Below are 7,530 nucleotides of genomic sequence, written 5' to 3'. Positions count from 1 at the left end.
AGATCACTGTCCAAGTGCTCGTGGAATCAGTGTCCAAGTGGCCGTGGAATGAGTGTCCAAGTGAGCGTGGAATCGCTGTCCAAGTGTTCGTGGACTGGGTGTCCAAGTGCGCATGGAATCCCCAGCTGACGGGCTGTGGGCCTCCTGAAGACCCGTTGATTACAAGGCCCAGGGGCCGATTTGGAATCAAACCATCGCGTCCGAGAGCCTGCCTCATACCTCCAAATTCGACGTTTTTGGGCCCAAACGGCAGTGCCAAACAGACCGCAAATTCACCCGACTTCTTGCTGTTTTGGTGACAAACCATTTTGCAGGTAGTTGGCACCGATTGAGTGCCGCTGAACCCTCGAAAGATCCGTCGGCCGCGGGTTCTAGCGGTCAGCTCGGAATCTCTTGCAAGGTCCTGGTCGGTGCCAAATCCGCTGCTAACTCACATTTCGGTGGAGTTCTCACCGCTTCCGTGTGTGAGTTCACGCCGCTTTTGGCCCTTTTTCGCGCTGCCATTGGCACCAATCCAGTCTGATATTTCTCTTCCTTTCTCAGCTTTTTCGCATGTCAGATAGCCTAGCCAAACGCCCTGTTTCCGGGCGATTAGGGCGTTTTTCCTCACCCGCTCCGCGGCGCTAAGCCCTGGAAGCTCAGTTCCGATTCTTCGTTCTTAAAGGTCACCATCCCAAATCAGCGAAACCGGCTGTACGTCACGCGGGCCGTGCCTTTGAAGACAAACGGAAGCAGCGAAAGCACCTTTAGGCCAGACTTCCGATTGTGCGCTAGGGAAACGGAACAGAGTGCGGGGATGCGGGGAGGGTGGTTGGGCAATCGCCAGGTCTGCGGAAGGTCGCTAGTCGCTGGCCGAGCCCTTTGATCACAAGGCCCAGCGGCCGATTTGGAATCAAATCATCGCGTCCGAGAGCCTGCCTCATACCTCCAAATTCGACGTTTTTGGGCCCAAACCGCAGTGCCAAACAGACCGCAAATTAACCCGACTTCTTGCTGTTTTGGTGACAAACCATTTTGCAGGTAGTTGGCACCGATTGAGTGCCGCGGAATCCTCGAAAGATCCGTCGGCCGCGGCTTCTAGCGGTCGGCTCGGAATCTCTTGCAAGGTCCTGGGCGGTGCCAAATCCGCTGCTAACTCACACATTCGTCGAATGGTTATTGATGAACTACGTTCGCTGGGCATTGATAAAGTCTATAAATGCCCTCAGAGGCGAGGGCAGATAGCGTCTACCAGGGTAATAGAGAAACGGCCCGGTAAAGCTCTGCCACCATGGTTCCAGCACCGGTTCAAGTGCCCCGCTTTCCAGATAGGGCTGAAGCCAGTCCTCAAACAGGTAGACGATACCCAGCCCATCAACCGCAGCCTGAACAGTCAGGCCCACGGCGCCCCCCACCCCCCACCCTGACAATCAACGGYCCAGTCGGGTCCACGCTCACACATACTCTGATTGAGGTAGACAAAATGAGCAAAGTGGCCAAAGCAGGTTCGTTCTTATTGGGCGATCGGGCGGTAAATCGTATGGGCTACGGTGCGATGCAATTGGCGGGACCTAACGTTTTTGGCCCTCCGAAGGATCCGAAAGCGGCCATTGCCGTGCTGCGTGAAGCGCTGGCGTCGGGTGTAAACACATTGATACCGCAGATTTTTACGGCCCTCACGTGACCAACCAACTGATCCGTGAAGCTTTACACCCTTACGCTGAAAACCTGGTCATCGTGACAAAGGTCGGCGCACTCCGTGGTTCTGATGGCTCCTGGAATCCAGCGCAGAGCCCCGCTGAATTGACCCATGCCGTGCATGACAACCTGCGCAATCTTGGTGTGGACGTACTGGATGTGGTGAACCTTAGGGCAATGGGCAACCAGCAATCGCCCGCCGAGGGGTCCATAGAGGAATCATTTACCACACTTGTAGAATTACAACGCCAGGGGCTCATTCGCCACTTGGGCGTAAGCAACGTCACGCCATCGCAGGTCAAGCAAGCGCAGGGGATCGCTGACATCGTCTGCGTGCAGAATCACTACAATCTGCCTCACCGTGAAGACGAGACACTTATTTCTGAGTTGGGTCAGCAGGGCATTGCTTATGTGCCGTTCTTTCCTCTAGGTGGTTTCACGCCGTTGCAGTCGCAAGTACTCTTGAACGTAGCGACGCGCATGGGAGCTTCACCTCTGTGCGTGGCGCTGGCGTGGCTGTTGCAACGTGCTCCTAATATCTTGTTGATTCCTGGTACTTCCTCGGTGGCACACTTTCGAGAGAATCTCACCGCGAGTGAATTGGTAATCGCGCCTGATATGCTGGACGAGTTGGAGGCGCTGGGATAGCGGACGGCGAGTCCAGGGCTGATTAGTTGGAGCTTTTACTAAGCAGCCCAGTAAGCGCCAGCGAATGGCTCGCGATCGCCGTGAGACATTACGCTGACTGACGTCTAATCCAGTAATTTGCTCATAGTGCCTATCGGGATTGCGCCATGGTCGGATAGTCCGTGTAACCGCGATCCTCACCTTGGTAGAACGTCGTCGGGTCGGCTTCGTTCAGGGCTCTATTGTGTTTGAATCGCTCTACCAAGTCCGGGTTGGCCAGGAACGCGGTGCCAAACGACACCAGATCAGCATCGCCTAAGCTGAGCGCCGTTCCGGCTCGCTCTGCGTCATAGCCACCATTGGCGATGTAGGTGCCACCGAAACGACGCTTTAGTTCTCTGAAATCAAATGGCCCTGCACCGAGTTCAACCACGTGAAGGTAGGCCAACCCATAGCGACTGAGCATCTTCGCCGCGTAGTTGAAAGTTGCTTGGGGATCGCTGTCGCTCATGGAGAAATAATTGAAGATTGGCGACAGGCGAACGCCTACGCGGCTGGCCCCGAAGACCTCGATGACGGACTCGACTACCTCCTTGAGAAATCGAGCGCGATTCTCTACAGATCCGCCGTAGGTATCGGTTCGGGTATTGGTGCCATCGCGTAGGAACTGGTCGATCAAATAACCGTTTGCACCATGGATTTCAACGCCGTCGAATCCAGCACGTTTTGCGTTTTCAGCACCTTGGCGAAAATCAGCGATCACGTCAGGAACCTCATCGAGATCCAGAGCTCGTGGCAATTCGTAAGACTTCAGTCCCTCAGGCGTATAGATCTCGCCATCAGCCTTGATCGCTGAAGGTGCTACTGGCAGGGCGCTGTTGATCTGCACCAATGGATGTGAGAGCCGTCCGACATGCCAGAGTTGCAGGAATATCCGTCCACCTTCTGCATGAACAGCGTCGGTCACTTGTCTCCAGCCGGCGATTTGTTCGGAGGTGAAGACGCCCGGCGTTCTCATATAGCCTTTGCCTTGTGCCGAGACCTGAGAACCCTCGGTGATGATGAGTCCGGCACCGGCACGTTGCCGGTAATACTCAACCACGGTGGGCGTCGGAGCATCACCTTCACCGGCGCGGCTTCGCGTCAAAGGCGCCATGACCATGTGGTTTTTCAGAGGGAGGGAGCCGATTTGTGCAGGGGACAAAAGCAGGTCGAGATTGCTCGTGGTCATGATGTATCTCAGTAGGTGAGGATTAATAATTCGGGATTGGTGGGATGTTTAGCGGGGAGTCGTATCGGCTGAAGGCGCACCTCAGGGGCTAGCTCAGTCGTCCCTCCTGCCGCAGGCGTTCGCCGATGCGCTGTATCTCAGTTTCGCCCTGTGCCAGAGCTGCCCTGCTCGTGTGTACCGAGTAGTAGCCCGTCACCAGTTCGTGCGGATGCTTCACTGCTGAGCCCAATACGAATGAGCATTCGCCTTGAGCCACGAAATCGATGTATTGCTCGGACTCCTCGAATACGGCGAGTTCGCCGGCATTAATCAGGCCCCCTGTGTCCAGCCGTCCTGCATTAACCGCGAGCCAGGCGACGGTGTGTCCGGACGGTGGGGTATACCGCCAGCGCTCGCCGTCTTTCAAATTCACGGCGAGATAGTTCATGTCACTCGGCGCTTCAATCAGGCTCTGCGCATTACCGTAGCGGCCCAGGAGTACGCGCGCCGGGCCTGATTGCGGAACTTGGGAGGGCGCAAGATAGACACTCAGCGCGGGGGCGTTTTCCAACGACGGCGGTAGTGCCACCCAGAGCTGGAATCCCTGCATTGAGGACTCGTTGGCCAGCGTAGCGTCGTGCCACACCCCGTTACCGGCGCGCATCCACTCAACGCCACCTGCCAGCAATACACCTGTCGCACCGGTGGTATCTTCATAGGCGACGTTACCTTTGGTCATGAAGGTAACCGTCGCGATCCCGGAGTGTGGGTGCATGCCGAAATTGGACTTACCGCGACTGGCGTTCAAACTGAAAATATCAAGGAAAATGAAAGGCTTCAAAAGCTCGCCCAGATCGCCCGGGCTCATAAGCCGCGTTATAGGGCCATGGGAGCTGCCTTTAGTGCGATGGACAATGGCGCGTTGCAGAACAGCGACGGTGGCGGTCATATGTTTTCTCTCGGGGTTTTGAGCGCCTGGGCCCACCAGGCAATGTCATCGAGCAGTGCTTTGGCTGCCTGGGAGGTCAAATGCAGCAATGCCTGAAGGATATGCGTCTTCGGATTGCTTTATTAGATGGCATAATTGGATTGAACCAATCCATTTAACGAAGGGGTGGCGATAAAGTGATTGACCTGAATGACGTCGCCTTGTTTGTACAAGTGGTACGCAACGGCAGCTTTGCCGAAGCGGCGCGGCAGCTTGGAATGCCGCCCAACACCTTAAGCAGACGCGTTCAACAACTCGAGGCGCAGCTCGGCACTCGGCTGCTGCAGCGCTCCACGCGCAAGCTCACACTTACCCATTCAGGTCAGGCTTTTCATGACCGCTGCTCTGGCGCGGTAGAAGGCCTGATCGATGCCGGACAGCAATTAATGACGGGAAGCCAGGAGCCGAGTGGCATCGTGCGCATTGCGGCGATGGCTGATTTCTTCGACTTCTTCCCTATGGAATGGGTGGCCGATTTTCTAGCCTTGCATCCACGGGTTCAGCTTGACTTCGTGCTAAGTGATGCGCGCGCCGATTTGATCGCTGATCGGATCGACATCGCGTTTCGAGGGGGCACTTTGCAGGATTCGGGATACGTCGGTCGCCAACTCATTGGAGCAGGCAATGAAGGTTTGGTCGCCAGCCCCAAGTACCTCAATAACCGAGGTGTGCCCGCTACGCTAAAGGATCTGGTCAATCACGACTGTGTGAGTTTCGGTCATCCTAGCGGCGTCACCACGTGGCGTCTTAATGGGCCAAACGGTGTTGAGGAAGACGTGCAGATTACCAGCCGTTTCAATGGAAACACGGCTCAGGCATTGCGTAAGGCCACGGTGGCTGGCTTGGGTATTGCGTTGCTGCCGCCCACGATAGTTGATTTCGATCTTCGGGCTGGCCGCCTTGTGCCTGTGCTACCGCATTACCATCGCACTGGATACGGCCTGCATGTGCTTTATCCCAGTCGGCAACATTTGCCGTTGGCGGTATCAGCGTTTATAGGACTGGTGATGGAGAAGCTAAAAGTGGAAGCATTCCCAGCAAGGGTTTTACCTGAGCAGGTTTGACACGGTATTTGGGCTTATGACTTTCACACAGCGGGACGGGTAGTAATGTCCTCCACCATTAGTCACGTCATCTGTATTTACGGACCGAGATTCGACCGGCCAAATTAACTTGCAGACTAGTTGGTGTGAAGGTGGCAGGGTCATAACAGGTACTAATGCTGAGCGTATGGCCTCTGGCCGAGCGCCCATTGGTGTAGATGGAAAATCAGTGAACCTTCACCATATGACGCAAACACAGGCAGGACCTATTGCAGAAATGACGCAGAGCTTTCACCAAACCAATAGCGCAACTATTCACATTAACCCGAATACAATTCCTTCTGGTATTGATAGGGCTGCTTTTGATAAGTGGAAGGTACAATGCTGGCAGCAACGATCTGCAGATTTTAGGAATTGAGGATGAGCCAAGTTACGACGCATCAAATTGAGTATTTAGTATCACTGCATCCTGATATCGTGTGCTTTGGTAGTGAGGCCGATCGCGTGGGTGACGACTGGATTAAGAAGGCGGAGCAGAGGCTAGGGCTTGAACTGCCAAGGTCGTACAAGTGGTTTTTAAAGACGTATGCGGGTGGAGAGATTGGTACTGAAGAAATTTACAGTATCTATGGTGTGGACTTTGAGGGGGCAATGGGGGGATATTGTCTATCAACATATTGTGGGTATGAAAAATAATCTGGTAGATGGCAAAAAGCTTGTGATTAGCGAAACTGATATGGGGGAAGTCTTTTTCTTTGACTATTCAAAGTTTAAAGATGGTGAATGCCCAGTGAGTCTTCGGCTTCCGTCTGGCGAGAGTGTTAATTACGCTTCAGATTTTTGTGAGCTTTTATATAAGCGAATTTCTGCTCATATTTGATGACCCAAAAGGGGGCGGATTCTGAGAAATCCCCGCTTTTTCTTACGTGTACATGGAGTGTTCATGAAAAAAACTTCACTGCTGATGTTGAGCCTGATTCTGACGTTGCCAGGGTGTAAATCCAACGTCAGAGACTCTTCCCCCAGTTTGCTCAATAACGGCATCCAACTACACCAGGACAAAGTGACCGTCGATACGTAACACGCCAAGGTCATCATGAAAGCGTCGGGTGCCACCTTCCCAGTTGAGTTTTCGATCAGGCGCGCAACGGATCCTGACCAGCGAATGGATGTGCAGGGAACTGTTGCGGATACCGGCCGGGGCAAGGTGTTTGGCTGGATTGCCACGCTCAACGAAACGGTCCACAGCGCCACTTTGAAGCACTTCCCGCAGTTGGAAGTACAAGCCGACGCCGATCAACCATTTGTGGTATCAGGTTACGCCAGTGGCGAGAGCATTGGCAGTCGCTACCGATGTGGCCCGGTCAGAAGCACTTTCACACCGGAACGAAGCAAGGTTTATCTGGTGGAGTTTCAGTTTATGGATGACCGCTGTGAACAGCATGTCTACGATGTCACTCAGTCAGAAACGCGTATTCCCGTCGCGAGCGTACCGGGCCTTTGAGGCCGATTTGAGTCAATGCTGAGCCATCGCAACACACAGAGTCCATTTGAAGAAGGAAGCACTACGTGAAACGGAGTTTCTCCCTGAGCCTTATCGTCCTGGCTGCAACGTTAGGTGGCTGCGCCGCCAACAAGCCGGCCAACGATCCATCCTTGATTGGTTCGTGGAAAGGCCTGCGGGCAGAAAACGGCAAATGCCAGTTCCTATCCTGGAACAATGACTTCAAGCCCGACGGCAGCTTCACCATCACCTTTTTCCGGGATGCCCAGCAGACCCAGCCGATTCAAACCGAACATGGCCGCTGGTCGGTAAGCGCTCCATGAACCCCACATTTTAAAGGTGGGGATCTATGGCTATCTTGGAGTTTGCGGTGTGCAGTTCCACGGCAGCAAGGCCTCGAAGTCTTCTACACTCGAGGCTTGTGGCAGGCGCTCAAGTGCGTGGCGCAGCCACGCATCAAGTGCGTGGCGCAGCCACGCAT

General features: G+C 54.4%; 8 protein-coding genes and 3 pseudogenes. 7 read left to right on the top strand and 4 right to left on the bottom strand.

Features of this window, described 5'->3' with window-relative positions; translation table 11 throughout:
* Positions 1 to 1,166 precede the first annotated feature (1,166 nt).
* Positions 1,167 to 1,437: pseudogene (locus tag AC1DIH_RS27920) on the bottom strand (LysR substrate-binding domain-containing protein); the annotation flags it as partial.
* A 25-nt stretch (positions 1,438 to 1,462) separates the two neighbouring features.
* Between AC1DIH_RS27920 and AC1DIH_RS27915 the strand changes: the two are divergent.
* Positions 1,463 to 2,325 (top strand): annotated as a pseudogene (locus AC1DIH_RS27915) (aldo/keto reductase family oxidoreductase).
* A gap of 130 nt (positions 2,326 to 2,455) precedes the next feature.
* On the opposite strand, the gene AC1DIH_RS27910 reads toward AC1DIH_RS27915, so the two are convergent.
* Positions 2,456 to 3,535, bottom strand: coding sequence for an alkene reductase (locus AC1DIH_RS27910; RefSeq protein ID WP_477774059.1), 1,080 nt, complete (start codon positions 3,533 to 3,535; stop codon positions 2,456 to 2,458).
* Between the two features lie 88 nt (positions 3,536 to 3,623).
* Positions 3,624 to 4,463, bottom strand: coding sequence for a pirin family protein (locus AC1DIH_RS27905; protein WP_477774058.1), 840 nt, complete (start codon positions 4,461 to 4,463; stop codon positions 3,624 to 3,626).
* A gap of 176 nt (positions 4,464 to 4,639) precedes the next feature.
* On the opposite strand from AC1DIH_RS27905, the gene AC1DIH_RS27900 reads away from it, so the two are divergent.
* From AC1DIH_RS27900 to AC1DIH_RS27875, 6 genes and pseudogenes are all read left to right on the top strand, one after another.
* Positions 4,640 to 5,566, top strand: coding sequence for a LysR family transcriptional regulator (locus AC1DIH_RS27900; protein WP_477774057.1), 927 nt, complete (start codon positions 4,640 to 4,642; stop codon positions 5,564 to 5,566).
* 109 nt (positions 5,567 to 5,675) lie between these two features.
* Entirely contained in the window at positions 5,676 to 5,963 is a 288-nt protein-coding gene (locus AC1DIH_RS27895; RefSeq protein WP_477774056.1) for an HNH/ENDO VII family nuclease, read from the top strand.
* Positions 5,964 to 5,965: 2 nt separating this feature from the next.
* On the top strand, positions 5,966 to 6,241 hold the full coding sequence (locus AC1DIH_RS27890; RefSeq protein ID WP_477774055.1) for an SMI1/KNR4 family protein: 276 nt from the start codon (positions 5,966 to 5,968) through the stop codon (positions 6,239 to 6,241).
* Positions 6,231 to 6,425: a hypothetical protein gene (locus tag AC1DIH_RS27885; RefSeq protein WP_477774054.1), complete on the top strand. Its 195-nt coding sequence runs from the start codon at positions 6,231 to 6,233 to the stop codon at positions 6,423 to 6,425. The genes AC1DIH_RS27890 and AC1DIH_RS27885 overlap by 11 nt, the downstream gene beginning before the upstream one ends.
* 63 nt (positions 6,426 to 6,488) lie before the next feature.
* A pseudogene (locus tag AC1DIH_RS27880) lies at positions 6,489 to 7,049 on the top strand (hypothetical protein).
* A 65-nt stretch (positions 7,050 to 7,114) separates the two neighbouring features.
* On the top strand, positions 7,115 to 7,372 hold the full coding sequence (locus AC1DIH_RS27875) for a hypothetical protein (RefSeq protein ID WP_477774053.1): 258 nt from the start codon (positions 7,115 to 7,117) through the stop codon (positions 7,370 to 7,372).
* A gap of 30 nt (positions 7,373 to 7,402) precedes the next feature.
* Here AC1DIH_RS27875 and AC1DIH_RS27870 read toward each other — a convergent pair.
* On the bottom strand, positions 7,403 to 7,530 hold a 128-nt coding region (locus tag AC1DIH_RS27870; protein ID WP_477774060.1), incomplete at its 5' end, for a transposase domain-containing protein.

The sequence above is a fragment of the Pseudomonas sp. 05N36 genome, from assembly GCF_056397385.1.
This window is presented reverse-complemented; position numbering and strand designations above follow the sequence as displayed.

What these genes read in the sequence shown, in the direction of transcription:
- AC1DIH_RS27910 (WP_477774059.1), bottom strand. Translation starts at nt 3,535, where the DNA reads ATGACCACGAGCAATCTCGACCTGCTTTTGTCCCCTGCACAAATCGGC.
- AC1DIH_RS27890 (WP_477774055.1), top strand. Translation starts at nt 5,966, where the DNA reads ATGAGCCAAGTTACGACGCATCAAATTGAGTATTTAGTATCACTGCAT.
- AC1DIH_RS27885 (WP_477774054.1), top strand. Translation starts at nt 6,231, where the DNA reads ATGAAAAATAATCTGGTAGATGGCAAAAAGCTTGTGATTAGCGAAACT.
- AC1DIH_RS27905 (WP_477774058.1), bottom strand. Translation starts at nt 4,463, where the DNA reads ATGACCGCCACCGTCGCTGTTCTGCAACGCGCCATTGTCCATCGCACT.